At 57.8% G+C, this 14,776-nt stretch carries 15 protein-coding genes; 14 read left to right on the forward strand and 1 reads right to left on the reverse strand.

The window, feature by feature from the left end:
* The first annotated feature begins 263 nt into the window (after positions 1–263).
* From cysJ to cysH, 3 genes are all read left to right on the forward strand, one after another.
* Positions 264–2,069: an NADPH-dependent assimilatory sulfite reductase flavoprotein subunit gene (gene cysJ / locus SK54_RS06735; RefSeq protein WP_048246944.1), complete on the forward strand. Its 1,806-nt coding sequence runs from the start codon at positions 264–266 to the stop codon at positions 2,067–2,069.
* The gene (cysI, locus tag SK54_RS06740; protein ID WP_015571717.1) at positions 2,069–3,781 is read left to right on the forward strand and encodes an assimilatory sulfite reductase (NADPH) hemoprotein subunit; all 1,713 of its coding nucleotides are present in this window, start codon (positions 2,069–2,071) and stop codon (positions 3,779–3,781) included. The genes cysJ and cysI overlap by 1 nt, the downstream gene beginning before the upstream one ends.
* A gap of 99 nt (positions 3,782–3,880) precedes the next feature.
* Positions 3,881–4,615, forward strand: a complete 735-nt coding sequence (gene cysH / locus SK54_RS06745) for a phosphoadenosine phosphosulfate reductase (protein ID WP_017382820.1) — start codon at positions 3,881–3,883, stop codon at positions 4,613–4,615.
* A 93-nt stretch (positions 4,616–4,708) separates the two neighbouring features.
* Here cysH and SK54_RS06750 read toward each other — a convergent pair whose 3' ends face one another.
* Positions 4,709–5,752, reverse strand: coding sequence for an aminopeptidase (locus SK54_RS06750; RefSeq protein ID WP_015571715.1), 1,044 nt, complete (start codon positions 5,750–5,752; stop codon positions 4,709–4,711).
* 237 nt (positions 5,753–5,989) lie between these two features.
* Between SK54_RS06750 and cysG the strand changes: the two genes are divergently transcribed.
* The 11 genes from cysG to SK54_RS06805 all read left to right on the forward strand — a co-directional run bounded on the left by cysG (position 5,990) and on the right by SK54_RS06805 (position 14,698).
* The gene (cysG, locus tag SK54_RS06755; protein ID WP_048246946.1) at positions 5,990–7,348 is read left to right on the forward strand and encodes a siroheme synthase CysG; all 1,359 of its coding nucleotides are present in this window, start codon (positions 5,990–5,992) and stop codon (positions 7,346–7,348) included.
* A 9-nt stretch (positions 7,349–7,357) separates the two neighbouring features.
* On the forward strand, positions 7,358–8,266 hold the full coding sequence (gene cysD / locus SK54_RS06760; RefSeq protein ID WP_006811770.1) for a sulfate adenylyltransferase subunit CysD: 909 nt from the start codon (positions 7,358–7,360) through the stop codon (positions 8,264–8,266).
* Positions 8,267–8,275: 9 nt separating this feature from the next.
* The gene (gene cysN, locus SK54_RS06765) at positions 8,276–9,700 is read left to right on the forward strand and encodes a sulfate adenylyltransferase subunit CysN (RefSeq protein WP_015571714.1); all 1,425 of its coding nucleotides are present in this window, start codon (positions 8,276–8,278) and stop codon (positions 9,698–9,700) included.
* On the forward strand, positions 9,700–10,305 hold the full coding sequence (gene cysC / locus SK54_RS06770; protein ID WP_015571713.1) for an adenylyl-sulfate kinase: 606 nt from the start codon (positions 9,700–9,702) through the stop codon (positions 10,303–10,305). Before cysN ends, cysC begins: the two co-directional genes overlap by 1 nt.
* A gap of 58 nt (positions 10,306–10,363) precedes the next feature.
* On the forward strand, positions 10,364–10,690 hold the full coding sequence (locus tag SK54_RS06775) for a DUF3561 family protein (RefSeq protein WP_006811767.1): 327 nt from the start codon (positions 10,364–10,366) through the stop codon (positions 10,688–10,690).
* Between the two features lie 79 nt (positions 10,691–10,769).
* Positions 10,770–11,081: a cell division protein FtsB gene (ftsB, locus tag SK54_RS06780; RefSeq protein ID WP_003862095.1), complete on the forward strand. Its 312-nt coding sequence runs from the start codon at positions 10,770–10,772 to the stop codon at positions 11,079–11,081.
* A gap of 19 nt (positions 11,082–11,100) precedes the next feature.
* The gene (gene ispD / locus SK54_RS06785; RefSeq protein ID WP_048246949.1) at positions 11,101–11,811 is read left to right on the forward strand and encodes a 2-C-methyl-D-erythritol 4-phosphate cytidylyltransferase; all 711 of its coding nucleotides are present in this window, start codon (positions 11,101–11,103) and stop codon (positions 11,809–11,811) included.
* Positions 11,811–12,290: a 2-C-methyl-D-erythritol 2,4-cyclodiphosphate synthase gene (ispF, locus tag SK54_RS06790; protein ID WP_015571711.1), complete on the forward strand. Its 480-nt coding sequence runs from the start codon at positions 11,811–11,813 to the stop codon at positions 12,288–12,290. Before ispD ends, ispF begins: the two co-directional genes overlap by 1 nt.
* A complete protein-coding gene (truD, locus tag SK54_RS06795) occupies positions 12,287–13,336 on the forward strand; it encodes a tRNA pseudouridine(13) synthase TruD (RefSeq protein ID WP_048246950.1) in 1,050 nt (349 codons plus the stop codon). Before ispF ends, truD begins: the two co-directional genes overlap by 4 nt.
* Complete coding sequence (gene surE, locus SK54_RS06800) at positions 13,317–14,078, forward strand: 5'/3'-nucleotidase SurE (protein WP_017382816.1); 762 nt, start codon at positions 13,317–13,319, stop codon at positions 14,076–14,078. Before truD ends, surE begins: the two co-directional genes overlap by 20 nt.
* Positions 14,072–14,698: a protein-L-isoaspartate(D-aspartate) O-methyltransferase gene (locus SK54_RS06805; RefSeq protein ID WP_048246953.1), complete on the forward strand. Its 627-nt coding sequence runs from the start codon at positions 14,072–14,074 to the stop codon at positions 14,696–14,698. The genes surE and SK54_RS06805 overlap by 7 nt, the downstream gene beginning before the upstream one ends.
* The last annotated feature ends 78 nt before the right edge of the window (positions 14,699–14,776 follow it).

Genomic DNA, 14,776 nt, shown 5'->3' on the forward strand with positions numbered 1-14,776 from the left:
AAAGCACAATTTTTATCATTAACTAAAACGGCTTTGAACGGTCACCGCCTCGTATTCATGGTGTTTATCGGCCTTTATTGTTTTATTTCAGATAGTTATTTAATCGCTTTTATCGTTAAGAACGATAACTAAAACAGGTTAGTCCATTTGGTTATTTATTATTTCCATCCCTTCTTTAATTGTTATTATCCCCGCCGTTAACCTTATCTTCAGTTTGGATTTATTCGCTTAAAGTCCGCTTTGCTACTGGAACATAACGACGCATGACAACACAGGCCCCACCTTCAAATTTGCTTCCCCTTAACCCGGAGCAACTGGCGCGCCTCCAGGCCGCGACTTCCGATTTTTCACCCACCCAGCTCGCCTGGGTCTCCGGCTATTTCTGGGGAATGCTCAATCAGCAGCCGGGTGCTGTGGCTGGCGTCCCGCCAACGGCCGTTGAAATTCCTGCCATCACGCTTATCTCCGCTTCGCAAACGGGTAATGCCCGTCGTGTGGCCGAAGCGCTGCGTGATGACCTGCTCGCCGCGAAGCTGAACGTCAACCTGGTCAACGCCGGGGATTATAAATTCAAACAGATCGCGTCAGAAAAACTGCTGGTGGTGGTGGCGTCAACGCAGGGGGAAGGTGAGCCTGCGGAAGAAGCCGTCGCGCTGCATAAGTTCCTGTTCTCGAAAAAAGCGCCCAGGCTGGAGGGCACCGCCTTTGCCGTCTTCGGCCTCGGTGATACGTCCTATGAATTTTTCTGCCAGTCCGGTAAAGACTTCGACAGCAAGCTGGCGGAGCTGGGTGCAGAGCGCCTGCTGGATCGCGTAGACGCTGATGTCGAATACCAGGCCGCCGCCGCCGAATGGCGGACGCGCATCGTTGAGGTGCTGAAGGCCCGCGTCCCGAAAGAGACGCCAGCGCAAGCCGCCGTTACCGCAGCGGGCACCGTCAACGAAATCCACACCAGCCCTTACACGAAAGAGGCGCCGCTGACGGCGAGCCTGTCGGTAAACCAGAAAATCACGGGCCGTGATTCGGAAAAAGACGTGCGCCATATCGAAATCGATCTCGGTGACTCCGGCCTGCGTTATCAGCCTGGCGATGCGCTGGGCGTCTGGTATCAGAACGATCCGGCGCTGGTGAAAGAGCTGGTCGAGCTGCTGTGGCTGAAAGGCACGGAGCCGGTCCAGGTGGAAGGTAAAACCTTACCGCTCTCTGAGGCGCTTCAGTGGCATTTCGAGCTGACGGTGAACACCGCCAATATCGTTGAAAACTACGCCACCTTAACGCGCAGCGAGTCCCTTCTGCCGCTGGTGGGGGACAAGGTGAAGTTACAGCATTACGCCGCGACGACGCCGATTGTCGACATGGTGCGTTTCTCCCCGGCACAGCTGGATGCCGACGCGCTGATCGGCCTGCTGCGTCCGCTGACGCCGCGTCTTTACTCCATCGCCTCTTCACAGGCGGAAGTGGAAAACGAAGTCCACATCACCGTTGGCGTGGTGCGTTACGACATCGAAGGCCGCGCGCGGGCGGGCGGGGCGTCGGGCTTCCTGGCCGACCGCGTGGAAGAAGAGGGCGAGGTGTGCGTCTTTATCGAACACAACGACAACTTCCGCCTGCCGGCAAACCCGGAAACGCCGGTGATCATGATTGGCCCGGGCACCGGCATCGCACCGTTCCGCGCCTTTATGCAGCAGCGTGCAGCGGACGAGGCGCCGGGTAAAAACTGGCTGTTCTTCGGCAACCCGCATTTTACTGAAGATTTCCTCTACCAGGTTGAATGGCAGCGCTACGTCAAAGAGGGCGTGCTGACCCGCATCGATCTGGCCTGGTCCCGCGATCAGAAAGAAAAAGTATACGTACAAGACAAACTGCGCGAACAGGGCGCAGAGCTGTGGCGCTGGATCAATGACGGTGCCCACATTTATGTCTGCGGCGACGCCAATCGCATGGCGAAAGACGTTGAGCAGGCACTGCTGGAAGTGATTGCCGAATTCGGCGGTATGGATGCCGAAACGGCGGATGAATTTTTAAGTGAGTTGCGCGTAGAGCGCCGTTATCAGCGAGATGTCTACTAATGAGCGAAAAACATCCTGGCCCACTGGTGGTCGAAGGCAAACTGTCTGATGCCGAGCGCATGAAGGTAGAGAGCAACTACCTGCGCGGTACCATTGCCGAAGATTTAAATGACGGCCTGACCGGCGGTTTCAAAGGCGACAACTTTCTGCTGATCCGTTTCCACGGTATGTACCAGCAGGACGACCGCGATATCCGCGCCGAACGTGCCGAACAGAAGCTGGAGCCGCGTCATGCGATGCTGCTGCGCTGCCGCCTGCCGGGTGGCATCATCACCACCAAACAGTGGCAGGCGATTGACAAGTTTGCCGGTGAAAACACGATTTACGGCAGCATCCGTCTGACTAACCGTCAGACCTTCCAGTTCCACGGCATTCTGAAGAAAAACGTCAAGCCGGTGCACCAGATGCTGCACTCCGTGGGGCTGGACGCGCTGGCGACCGCCAACGACATGAACCGTAACGTGCTTTGCACCTCGAACCCGTATGAGTCCGAGCTGCACGCCGAAGCGTACGAGTGGGCGAAGAAGATCTCCGAGCACCTGCTGCCACGCACGCGTGCCTATGCGGAGATCTGGCTCGATCAGGAGAAAGTCGCGACCACGGACGAAGAGCCGATCCTCGGTCAGACCTACCTGCCGCGCAAATTCAAGACCACGGTGGTTATCCCGCCGCAGAACGATATCGACCTGCACGCCAACGACATGAACTTCGTGGCGATTGCCGAAAATGGCAAGCTGGTCGGCTTTAACCTGCTGGTGGGCGGCGGTTTGTCCATCGAGCATGGGAACAAGAAAACCTACGCCCGCACCGCGAGCGAGTTCGGCTTCCTGCCGCTGGAGCACACGCTGGCCGTGGCTGAGGCGGTGGTTACTACCCAGCGCGACTGGGGCAACCGTACCGACCGTAAAAACGCGAAAACCAAATACACCCTGGAGCGTGTAGGCGTCGAGACGTTCAAAGAAGAAGTGGAGCGTCGCGCGGGGATCAAGTTTGAGCCGATCCGCCCTTACGAATTCACCGGTCGCGGCGATCGCATTGGCTGGGTGAAAGGTATCGATAATAAATGGCACCTGACGCTGTTTATTGAAAACGGTCGTATTCTGGATTATCCGGGCCGCCCGCTGAAAACCGGTCTGCTGGAAATTGCTAAGATCCATAAAGGCGAGTTCCGCATTACCGCCAACCAGAACCTGATTATTGCCGGCGTGCCGGAAAGCCAGAAGGCGAAGATCGAGAAGCTGGCGCGCGATCATGGGTTGATGAATGCGGTTAAACCGCAGCGTGAAAACTCGATGGCCTGCGTGTCGTTCCCGACCTGCCCGCTGGCGATGGCCGAAGCGGAACGTTTCCTGCCGTCCTTCACTGATAAAGTGGAAGCGATTCTGGAAAAGCACGGTATTCCGGACGAGCATATTGTTATGCGCGTCACCGGCTGCCCGAACGGCTGCGGTCGCGCGATGCTGGCCGAGCTGGGTCTGGTGGGCAAAGCGCCGGGTCGTTACAACGTGCACCTTGGCGGCAACCGTATGGGGACGCGCATTCCGCGTATGTACCGTGAAAATATTACGGAACCGGAAATTCTTGATTCCATCGACGAGCTTGTCGGGCGCTGGGCGAAAGAGCGCGAAGCGGGTGAAGGCTTCGGCGACTTTACGGTGCGTGCGGGCATCATTCGCCCGGTGCTCGATCCCGCAAGGGATTTCTGGGAGTAACGCATCCTTTGCCCGGTGGCGCTTCGCTTACCGGGCCTACGGGTTTTGTAGGCCGGGCAAACGCAGTGCCGCCCGGCAAAACAGGCAAACGAGGTTCTTATGTCCGTACTCGATCTAAACGCCCTAAATGACCTGCCAAAAGTCGAACGCATTCTGGCCCTGGCAGAAACCAACGCCCAGCTGGAAAAACTCGACGCCGAAGGGCGCGTGGCGTGGGCGCTGGAAAACCTGCCGGGTGACTATGTGCTGTCGTCAAGCTTTGGCATCCAGGCGGCGGTCAGCCTGCACCTGGTGAATCGGATCCGCCCGGACATTCCGGTGATCCTCACCGATACCGGCTATCTGTTCCCGGAGACCTACCAGTTTATTGACGAGCTGACGGACAAGCTCAAGCTGAACCTCAAAGTTTACCGCGCGACGGAAAGCGCGGCCTGGCAGGAGGCGCGCTACGGCAAGCTGTGGGAACAGGGCGTTGAGGGCATTGAGAAATACAATGAGATCAACAAGGTCGAGCCGATGAACCGGGCGCTGAAAGAGCTGAACGCTCAGACCTGGTTCGCGGGCCTGCGCCGCGAGCAGTCCGGGAGCCGGGCAACGCTGCCGGTGCTGGCGGTGCAGCGCGGCGTGTTCAAAGTGCTGCCGATCATCGACTGGGATAACCGCACGGTGTACCAGTATCTGCAAAAGCACGGGCTGAAGTACCATCCGCTGTGGGATCAAGGCTACCTGTCGGTAGGCGACACCCACACCACGCGTAAATGGGAACCGGGAATGGCGGAAGAAGAGACGCGATTCTTTGGGCTGAAGCGCGAGTGCGGGCTGCACGAAGGGTAATGTTTTTTCGCCCGGTGGCGCTGCGCTTACCGGGCCTACAACGGCACAAAACGTAGGCCCGGTAAGGCGTAGCCGCCACCGGGCTTAACGACATCAGGCTTTCCCCGCTTTCGCCAGCTCCTTCACCAGCGGCAGCATCACTTTCACGACATCCCGGCTGCGGTGCTCAATCCGCTGCGGCAGCGCTTTATCAATGTGCTGCTGATTATCCAGCCGCACATCATGCCAGCTGGTCCCGTCCGGAAAGGCTTTCGATTTGCTGCGCTGCTGATAGCCATCTTTTTTGCCCAGCGCCCAGTTCGTCGCCTCGACGTAAAGCACCGGAATGCCCGCCTTATCAAACACTTCACCGTCATTACAGCAGCCTGTGCCTTTAGGATACTGCGGGTTACCGCCCGGATTTGTCGCGGCATAGACGCCATGCGTGCGGGCAAGCGCCAGCGCGCGGTCGCGGGTGAGTTTACGTACGCTGCTCGGCGTGCTCTGTCCGCTATTAAAATAGAGCTTATCCCCCACGATCAGATTATCGAGGTTAATCACCAGCAACGTATTTTTCTTCTCCTCAGCGCTCATGCGCTTAAGGAGATTCTCAGCGCCGAGTTTTCCTTCTTCTTCGCCGCTGGTCGCAACAAAGCGAATGCTGTATTTCGTCGGAATATTCTTCAGGCGTTCGGCCAGCTCAAGCATCACGCCCAGACCCGCCGCATTGTCATCCAGTCCCTGAAGCGTCAGCCCGCCGAGGTTATTATCGACATCGGCGTCGCTCAACGGCGTGTAGGTATCAAGGTGCGCCATAATAATAATCTGCTCAGCCGCCTTTCCTTCGTGCGCCGCAATGACCGTGCTGCCGGTTACGTTATGCCAGTTCTGCGTTTTATTGCGTGTGGTATAGATGTAGCGGCTGTGGAAAGCGCGAATGTCGCTCTCATAGCCCATATCCGCAAACTGCTGACGAATATAGTCTGCCGAGAGCATCTCGGCTGGGGTTCCGGTCATACGGCCCGGAAAGACCGTCGCAATATGCCGCGCCTGCATACTGGCTATTTCACCGTAAGATTGATTTTTTGCCTGAGCCGGAAGGATAAAGCAAACGCCGAGCGCCAGGGCAACGAATCGGTGGCGCATTGCGGAAAACATAGTGAGTCCTTAAAAACAGAGCAAAATTTTAACCCGCATAGTATGAAACTGTGATCGGGTAGACACAATTTGAATTGCTCCTAAATGCCCGAAATTTCGCGTGTTAAGCATTTTTTGATATTTGCTTTTCCACGGCGTTATTCCATTGAGTAACTACTCATTCCAATTCGTAATTTCATTCGATCTAAGCCGCCCCCTATAGTCCCTTTATTCGTGGTTGTTAGTGAGTTGTTGCCTGTGGACTATCTCCCCCTTTTTGCTGCCTTAAAAGACCGACCGGTACTGGTTGTCGGGACGGGTGAAATTGCCGATCGCAAAATCGCCTTCCTGCAACGCGCCGGGGCGCAGGTGCAGATCGTTGCAGAGGCGGATTTTGAAGAGTCTAAGATCGACAGCGTGGTGCTGGTGATTGCGGCAACCGAAGATCGGGCGCTCAACCGCCGCATCTCCGACGCAGCTCAGGCCCGTCACCGTCTGGTGAACGTGGTAGACGACCAGCCGTTATGTTCATTTATCTTCCCGTCGATTGTCGACCGCTCGCCGCTGCTGGTGGCGATCTCCTCCGGCGGCACCGCCCCGGTGCTGGCGCGCGTGCTGAGAGAAAAAATCGAAGCGCTGCTGCCGACCAGCCTCGGACGCATGGCGGAGAAGGCCAGCTACTGGCGCAACCATTTGAAAACGCGTCTGACCAGCGTGACGGAACGCCGTCGCTTCTGGGAGCGTGTGTTTCGCGGCCGCTTTGCCAGCCTGATGCAGGCCGGTAACGAGACGGCGGCGCAACAAATTCTCGAAGACGAACTGGATAACCCCGGCAGTACGGGCGGGGAGATCATTCTGGTGGGCGCCGGGCCGGGCGATGCCGGGCTGCTCACGCTGCGTGGCCTCCAGGTTCTTCAGGATGCGGATGTCGTGTTCTATGACCACCTGGTCACCGACGGTATTCGCGAGCTGATCCGCCGTGACGCGGAGCAAATTTGCGTCGGCAAACGTGCCGGCGAGCACTCCGTGCCCCAGCACGACACCAACCAGATGCTGATTGCCGCCGCGAAAGCGGGCAAGACCGTGGTGCGCCTGAAAGGGGGCGACCCGTTTATCTTCGGTCGTGGTGGCGAGGAGTTGCAGGCGGCAGCCGAAGCGGGCGTCCCGTTCCAGGTGGTTCCCGGCATTACGGCGGCGTCTGCCGTCACGGCCTACGCCGGTATTCCGCTGACCCATCGCGATTACGCCCAGAGCGTGACCTTTGTGACCGGGCACTATAAAGCCGACAGCACGCCGTTTGACTGGTCGCATCTCGCCCAGAGCCGACAAACGCTGGCGATTTATATGGGCACGATGAAAGCGGCTGACATCAGCGAACAGCTTATTCAGCACGGTCGCGATGCGACGACGCCGGTAGCGGTGATCTCCCGCGGGACACGCGTCGATCAGCATGTCGCCATCGGCACCTTACAAGACCTTGCAACCCTGGCGAAAGACGCCCCAATGCCCGCCCTGATCGTGGTGGGAGAAGTGGTGCAGCTGCACAGCACGCTCGCCTGGTTCCAACACACAACCGACACAGAAGGCTTTGGCGCTTCTGTTATAAATTTGGCTTAAGGAACGGTTATGGACCAAAAACGACTTACTCACCTGCGGCAGCTCGAAGCGGAAAGTATCCACATTATCCGCGAAGTGGCCGCCGAGTTTTCTAACCCGGTGATGATGTACTCCATCGGTAAAGATTCCAGCGTCATGCTGCACCTGGCGCGTAAAGCGTTTTATCCGGGTACGCTGCCGTTCCCGCTGTTACACGTGGATACCGGCTGGAAATTCCGCGAGATGTACGAGTTTCGTGACCGTACCGCCAAAGCCTACGGCTGCGAGCTGCTGGTGCACAAAAACCCGGAAGGGGTGGCGATGGGCATCAACCCGTTCGTGCACGGCAGCGCCAAGCATACCGACATCATGAAAACCGAAGGGCTGAAGCAGGCGCTGAATAAATACGGTTTTGATGCGGCCTTCGGCGGCGCGCGACGTGACGAAGAGAAATCCCGCGCCAAAGAGCGTATCTACTCTTTCCGCGACCGCTTCCACCGCTGGGACCCGAAAAACCAGCGTCCGGAGCTGTGGCACAACTACAACGGCCAGATCAACAAGGGCGAAAGCATTCGCGTCTTCCCGCTCTCTAACTGGACCGAGCTGGATATCTGGCAGTACATCTATCTGGAAAATATTGAGATCGTTCCGCTGTATCTGGCGGCCGAGCGCCCGGTGCTGGAGCGCGACGGCATGTTGATGATGATCGACGACGATCGCATTGATTTACAGCCGGGCGAAGTGATCAAAAAACAGATGGTCCGTTTCCGTACTCTCGGCTGCTGGCCGTTGACCGGCGCGGTGGAATCCAGTGCGCAGACGCTGCCGGAGATCATCGAGGAGATGCTGGTGTCGACCACCAGTGAGCGACAGGGCCGCGTGATTGACCGCGACCAGGCAGGCTCCATGGAGCTGAAGAAACGTCAGGGTTATTTCTAAGGAGCCGCCATGAATACGACTATTGCCCAACAAATTGCCGATGAAGGCGGCGTAGAAGCTTATCTGCACGCCCAACAGTACAAAAGCCTGCTACGTTTCCTGACCTGCGGCAGCGTGGATGACGGGAAAAGTACCCTGATTGGTCGTCTGCTGCACGACACGCGCCAGATCTACGAAGATCAGCTCTCTTCCCTGCACAATGACAGCAAACGCCACGGCACCCAGGGCGAAAAACTCGACCTGGCGCTGCTGGTGGACGGCTTGCAGGCGGAGCGCGAGCAGGGCATTACCATTGATGTCGCCTATCGCTACTTCTCTACCGAAAAGCGCAAATTTATTATCGCCGATACCCCGGGGCACGAGCAGTACACCCGTAACATGGCGACCGGCGCGTCCACCTGTGACCTGGCGATCCTGCTGATCGACGCCCGTAAAGGTGTGCTGGATCAGACTCGTCGTCACAGCTTTATCTCTACGCTGCTGGGGATCAAACACCTGGTGGTGGCAGTAAACAAAATGGATCTGGTGGACTACAGCGAAGCGCGTTTCGACGAGATCCGCCAGAGCTACCTGACCTTTGCTGAACAGCTGCCGGGCAACCTCGATATTCGCTTTGTGCCGCTGTCGGCGCTGGAAGGGGATAACGTCGCCTCTCAGAGCGCGAACATGCCGTGGTACAGCGGCCCGACGCTGCTGGAAGTGCTGGAAACCGTTGAAATTCAGCGCGTGGTCGATACCCAGCCGATGCGCTTCCCGGTGCAGTACGTGAACCGTCCGAACCTCGATTTCCGCGGCTTCTCCGGTACTCTCGCTTCAGGCTCCGTGAAGGTGGGTCAGCGCGTCAAGGTGCTGCCATCCGGCGTGGAATCGACCATCGCCCGTATCGTCACCTTTGATGGCGATCTGGACGAAGCCGGGGCAGGTGAAGCGGTAACCCTGGTACTGAAAGACGAAATTGATATCAGCCGCGGCGACCTGCTGGTCGACGCTCAGGAAACGCTGGCGGCGGTGCAGGGCGCATCCGTGGATGTAGTGTGGATGGCCGAACAGCCGCTGACCGCAGGCCAGAGCTATGACATTAAAATCGCCGGCAAGAAAACCCGCGCCCGCGTGGACGGCATTCAGTTCCAGGTGGACATCAACAACCTGACCCACCGTGACGTGAGCGAGCTGCCGCTGAACGGCATCGGTCTGGTGGATATGACCTTCGACGAGCCGCTGGTGCTGGATCCGTATCAGCAGAATCCGGTGACGGGCGGGCTGATCTTCATTGACCGCCTGACCAACGTCACCGTCGGTGCCGGCATGGTCCGCGAGCCTGACGCACAGGCGAGCGTGACGTCTGAGTTCAGCGCCTTCGAGCTGGAACTGAACGCGCTGGTGCGTAAGCACTTCCCGCACTGGGGCGCACGCGATCTGCTGGGAGGCAAGTGATGGCCGCCCATGATGAGAACGTCGTCTGGCATCCTCATCCGGTCACCGTCGCCCAGCGCGAACAGCTCCACGGTCACCGTGGGGTTGTGCTGTGGTTTACCGGGCTGTCTGGCTCCGGTAAATCCACGGTGGCAGGCGCACTGGAAGAGGCGCTGCATCAGCAGGGGGTGAGCACCTACCTGCTGGACGGCGACAACGTGCGTCACGGCCTGTGCAGCGATTTAGGGTTCAGCGATGAAGACCGTAAAGAGAACATTCGTCGGGTAGGGGAAGTCGCCAGCCTGATGGCGGATGCCGGGCTGGTGGTGCTAACGGCGTTTATCTCACCGCACCGCGCCGAACGTCAGATGGTGCGTGAGCGCGTGGGGCAGAATCGCTTTATTGAAGTGTTTGTGGATACCCCGCTGGCAATCTGCGAAGCGCGCGATCCAAAAGGGCTGTACAAAAAAGCCCGCGCGGGAGAGCTGCGAAACTTCACCGGCATTGACTCGGTTTACGAAGCGCCTGAATCCCCTGAGATTCATCTGGAAGGCCAACAATTGGTAACAAATTTAGTAAGCCAATTATTAGACCTGCTCAGACGGGACGATATTATCAGATCCTGAGACGGTATCGTTCGGGAGCTGTCTTCCCGAGCGATGAGTCACGGTCACAGGATTAGCTATGCGCAACAGTGAAAACTACATGATTACCACCGGGTCGGAACCGTTAACGACCGACGACGAGACGACCTGGTCCTTCCCTGGGGCGATAGTCGGCTTCGTGTCGTGGTTACTGGCGCTGGGTATCCCGTTTTTGATCTACGGTGGTAACACCCTCTTTTTCTTCCTCTATACCTGGCCTTTCTTTCTGGCGCTGATGCCCGTTGCGGTGGTTGTGGGCGTGGCGCTGCACTCCCTTTTCAACGGCAAGCTCCTGTATAGTACGCTCATCACTATCGCCACCGTTGTGGTCATCTTTGGCCTGCTGTTTTTATGGCTGATGGGCTAACTTACGGCATAATTAAAACCCCGCAGTAGAGTCCAGCGGAAAGTTATGGGATGATGATGCCGTTTTTTCAGGGGGCAGGATGGGTAAACTAACGCTGCTGTTGCTGGCTTTGCTGGTCTGGCTGCAATATTCGCTGTGGTTCGGCAAAAACGGACTGCACGACTACAGCCGGGTGAGCGATGACGTCGCGGCACAGCAGGCTACAAACGCCAAACTTAAAGCGCGTAACGATCAACTTTTTGCTGAAATTGATGACCTCAATGGCGGCCAGGAGGCGATTGAGGAGCGCGCACGCAATGAACTCAGTATGACTAAGCCGGGCGAAACGTTTTATCGCCTGGTTCCGGATGCGTCTAAACGCAATCAGGGCTCCGCACAAAACAATCGATAATCAGGCCCAGGATTACGACATGGCAGCAACTTTTTCGGACGTCTGTGCCGTGGTGCCGGCCGCAGGTTTTGGCCGGCGCATGCAGACAGAGTGTCCCAAGCAGTACCTCTCAATTGGTGATAAAACGATCCTCGAGCACGCCGTGGCAGCGCTGCTGGCGCATGCCCGGGTGAAACGCGTGGTTATTGCCATCAGCCCCGGCGATGCGCGTTTTGCGCAGCTCCCGCTGGCACATCATCCCCAGATTACCGTTGTTGACGGCGGCGCCGAGCGGGCCGACTCTGTTCTGGCGGGCATTCAGGCTGCCGGGAACGCTCAGTGGGTGCTGGTGCACGATGCCGCGCGTCCCTGTCTGCATCACGACGATCTGTCACGTCTGCTGGCCCTGAGTGAAACCAGTAACGTGGGCGGCATTCTGGCCGCCCCGGTGCGTGACACCATGAAGCGTGCCGAACCGGGTAAACCGGCGATTGCCCACACCGTCGAGCGCGTGGATTTATGGCACGCGCTGACGCCACAATTTTTTCCCCTCCAATTACTCCACGACTGCTTAACGCGTGCGCTTAAAGAAGGTGCGACCATTACGGACGAAGCCTCGGCACTGGAGTATTGCGGTTTCCACCCAACGCTTGTTGAAGGGCGCGCTGATAATATAAAAGTGACGCGCCCGGAAGACTTACAGCTCGCGGAATTTTATCTTACCCGTACGACCCCTCAGGAGAAGGCATAATGCGTATTGGACACGGTTTTGATGTACACGCCTTTGGCGGCGTTGGCCCAATTATCATTGGCGGCGTGCGCATTCCTTACGAAAAAGGTCTGCTGGCGCATTCTGATGGCGACGTGGCGCTGCATGCGCTGACCGACGCGCTGCTGGGTGCCGCCGCGTTGGGCGACATTGGCAAACTGTTCCCGGACACCGATCCTGCTTTTAAAGGCGCAGACAGCCGCGAACTGCTGCGCGAAGCCTGGCGTCGTATTCAGGCCAAAGGCTACACCCTCGGCAACGTTGATGTGACGATCATTGCTCAGGCACCGAAGATGCTGCCGCACATCCCTCAGATGCGCGTGTTTATCGCTGAAGATCTGGGCTGCCATATGGACGACGTCAACGTCAAAGCGACCACCACGGAGAAGCTGGGCTTTACCGGTCGTGGCGAAGGCATTGCCTGTGAAGCCGTGGCGCTGCTGGTGAAGGCGGTCAAATGACGGATTTCGACAACCTGACGTATCTGCACGGTAAACCGCAGGGCAAGGGTCTGCTGAAAGCCAACCCTGAAGATTTCGTGGTGGTGGAAGATCTGGGTTTTGAGCCGGACGGCGAAGGTGAGCACATCCTGGTGCGCATTCTGAAAAACGGCTGCAACACCCGCTTCGTGGCGGACGCGCTGGCAAAATTCCTCAAAATTCACGCCCGCGAGGTGAGCTTTGCCGGTCAAAAGGATAAGCATGCCGTGACCGAACAGTGGCTTTGCGCCCGCGTGCCCGGCAATGCCATGCCCGATTTAAGCAAATTTGAGCTTGAGGGCTGTAAGGTACTGGAGTATGCCCGCCACAAACGCAAATTGCGTCCGGGAGCGTTGAAAGGCAACAATTTCACGCTGGTGCTGCGTGAAGTGACCGACCGCGATGACGTTGAAAAACGCCTTAAGGCCATTACCGAACGCGGCGTGCCAAACTATTTTGGCGCACAGCGCTTTGGCATTGGTGGCAGCAACCTGCTGGGCGCGCTGCGCTGGGCGCAAAGCAGCGCGCCGGTGCGCGACAGGAATAAACGCAGTTTTTGGTTGTCGGCAGCCCGCAGTGCGTTGTTTAATCAGATTGTGAGCGAACGGCTGAAAAAACCGGACGCGAATCAAGTTGTTGTCGGCGATGCGCTACAATTAGCGGGACGCGGAAGCTGGTTTGTGGCAACGGCCGATGAGATGGCCGATGCCCAGTCGCGCGTGGACGCTAAAGCGCTGATGATTACCGCCGCCTTGCCGGGCTCAGGCGACTGGGGAACCCAGGGCGAGGCGCTGGCCGCTGAGCAGTCAGCGGTGGCGGATGCGCCAGAATTACAATCATTGCTGGTGCGGGAAAAAGTCGAGGCGGCGCGCCGTGCGATGCTCCTCTACCCGCAACAGCTGAGCTGGAACTGGTGGGATGACGTAACCGTCGAGTTACGCTTCTGGCTGCCGGCAGGTAGCTTTGCCACCAGTGTTGTCAGGGAACTTATCAACACGTCGGGTGATTATGCGAATATTGCTGAGTAACGATGACGGGATCCATGCGCCAGGTATTCAGACGCTGGCGAAACACCTCCGCGAATTTGCGGATGTGCAGGTCGTGGCTCCCGATCGTAACCGCAGTGGCGCGTCTAACTCATTGACGCTGGAGTCTTCACTTCGCACCTTTACCTTTGAGAATGGCGATATTGCCGTCCAGATGGGGACGCCGACCGATTGCGTGTTTCTGGGCGTAAATGCGCTGATGCGCCCGCGGCCGGATGTTGTGGTCTCCGGCATCAATGCCGGGCCGAATCTTGGCGATGATGTGATTTACTCCGGCACCGTGGCCGCGGCGATGGAGGGGCGTCACCTGGGGTTCCCGGCGCTGGCGGTCTCGTTAAACGGCCACACCCACTATGACACTGCCGCCGCGGTAACCTGCTCTATTCTCCGTGCGCTTGGCCGCGAGCCGCTGCGTACCGGACGTATCCTCAATATTAACGTGCCGGATCTCCCGCTGGACGAGATTAAAGGGATCCGCGTGACGCGCTGCGGCAGTCGCCATCCGGCCGATCAGGTTATTCCCCAGCAGGATCCGCGCGGCAATACCCTGTACTGGATCGGCCCGCCGGGAGATAAATGCGATGCCGGGCCAGACACCGACTTCGCTGCGGTGGATGAGGGTTACGTTTCCGTTACGCCGTTGCACGTAGATTTAACCGCTTATAGCGCGCATGATGTGGTGTCGGACTGGTTAGATCGGGTCGGAGTGAACGCGCAATGGTAAGTAAACGTGTACAAACTCTTCTGGAACAATTACGCGTACAGGGGATCGCCAACGAGCAGGTGCTGGATGCGCTTGCCCAGGTTCCCCGTGAGAAGTTTGTAGATGAGGCGTTTGAACACAAAGCGTGGGAAAACGTGGCGCTGCCCATCGGGCAAGGCCAGACGATTTCGCAGCCTTACATGGTGGCGCGTATGACGGAGCTTCTGGAGTTAACGCCAGACTCCCGGGTGCTGGAAATTGGCACCGGTTCAGGGTATCAGACCGCGATCTTGGCCCACCTTGTGCACCATGTCTGTTCCGTGGAACGGATTAAAGGCTTGCAGTGGCAGGCGCGCCGTCGCCTGAAACAGCTTGATTTACATAATGTATCGACACGCCACGGCGATGGATGGCAGGGTTGGCAGGCTCGCGCCCCGTTTGACGCCATAATAGTCACGGCCGCGCCACCTGAAATTCCCGCTGCACTTCTCTCGCAGCTGGACGAGGGCGGCATTCTAGTTTTGCCCGTCGGCGATGAGCAGCAGCTTTTAAAGCGCGTTCGTCGACGCGGCGGCGAGTTTATTATCGATACCGTGGAAGCCGTGCGCTTTGTGCCTCTGGTTAAGGGCGAGCTGGCCTGAGACTCGGATTTTTCCAGGGTTATTGAGGCAAATTCAGCGTATGGTGTGGCGCGATAGGTTCGTGCCATCACGGTTATT

This window comes from Enterobacter sp. MGH120 (assembly GCF_001037725.1).
In the GTDB taxonomy this organism is placed as follows: domain Bacteria; phylum Pseudomonadota; class Gammaproteobacteria; order Enterobacterales; family Enterobacteriaceae; genus Enterobacter; species Enterobacter hormaechei_C.

Excerpts from the sequence above, each read along its gene's own strand:
- cysD (WP_006811770.1), top strand. The coding sequence starts at position 7,358 with ATGGACCAAAAACGACTTACTCACCTGCGGCAGCTCGAAGCGGAAAGT.
- SK54_RS06750 (WP_015571715.1), bottom strand. The coding sequence starts at position 5,752 with ATGTTTTCCGCAATGCGCCACCGATTCGTTGCCCTGGCGCTCGGCGTT.
- SK54_RS06775 (WP_006811767.1), top strand. The coding sequence starts at position 10,364 with ATGCGCAACAGTGAAAACTACATGATTACCACCGGGTCGGAACCGTTA.
- ftsB (WP_003862095.1), top strand. The coding sequence starts at position 10,770 with ATGGGTAAACTAACGCTGCTGTTGCTGGCTTTGCTGGTCTGGCTGCAA.
- cysH (WP_017382820.1), top strand. The coding sequence starts at position 3,881 with ATGTCCGTACTCGATCTAAACGCCCTAAATGACCTGCCAAAAGTCGAA.
- cysC (WP_015571713.1), top strand. The coding sequence starts at position 9,700 with ATGGCCGCCCATGATGAGAACGTCGTCTGGCATCCTCATCCGGTCACC.
- cysN (WP_015571714.1), top strand. The coding sequence starts at position 8,276 with ATGAATACGACTATTGCCCAACAAATTGCCGATGAAGGCGGCGTAGAA.
- ispD (WP_048246949.1), top strand. The coding sequence starts at position 11,101 with ATGGCAGCAACTTTTTCGGACGTCTGTGCCGTGGTGCCGGCCGCAGGT.
- ispF (WP_015571711.1), top strand. The coding sequence starts at position 11,811 with ATGCGTATTGGACACGGTTTTGATGTACACGCCTTTGGCGGCGTTGGC.
- SK54_RS06805 (WP_048246953.1), top strand. The coding sequence starts at position 14,072 with ATGGTAAGTAAACGTGTACAAACTCTTCTGGAACAATTACGCGTACAG.
- cysJ (WP_048246944.1), top strand. The coding sequence starts at position 264 with ATGACAACACAGGCCCCACCTTCAAATTTGCTTCCCCTTAACCCGGAG.
- truD (WP_048246950.1), top strand. The coding sequence starts at position 12,287 with ATGACGGATTTCGACAACCTGACGTATCTGCACGGTAAACCGCAGGGC.
- cysI (WP_015571717.1), top strand. The coding sequence starts at position 2,069 with ATGAGCGAAAAACATCCTGGCCCACTGGTGGTCGAAGGCAAACTGTCT.
- surE (WP_017382816.1), top strand. The coding sequence starts at position 13,317 with ATGCGAATATTGCTGAGTAACGATGACGGGATCCATGCGCCAGGTATT.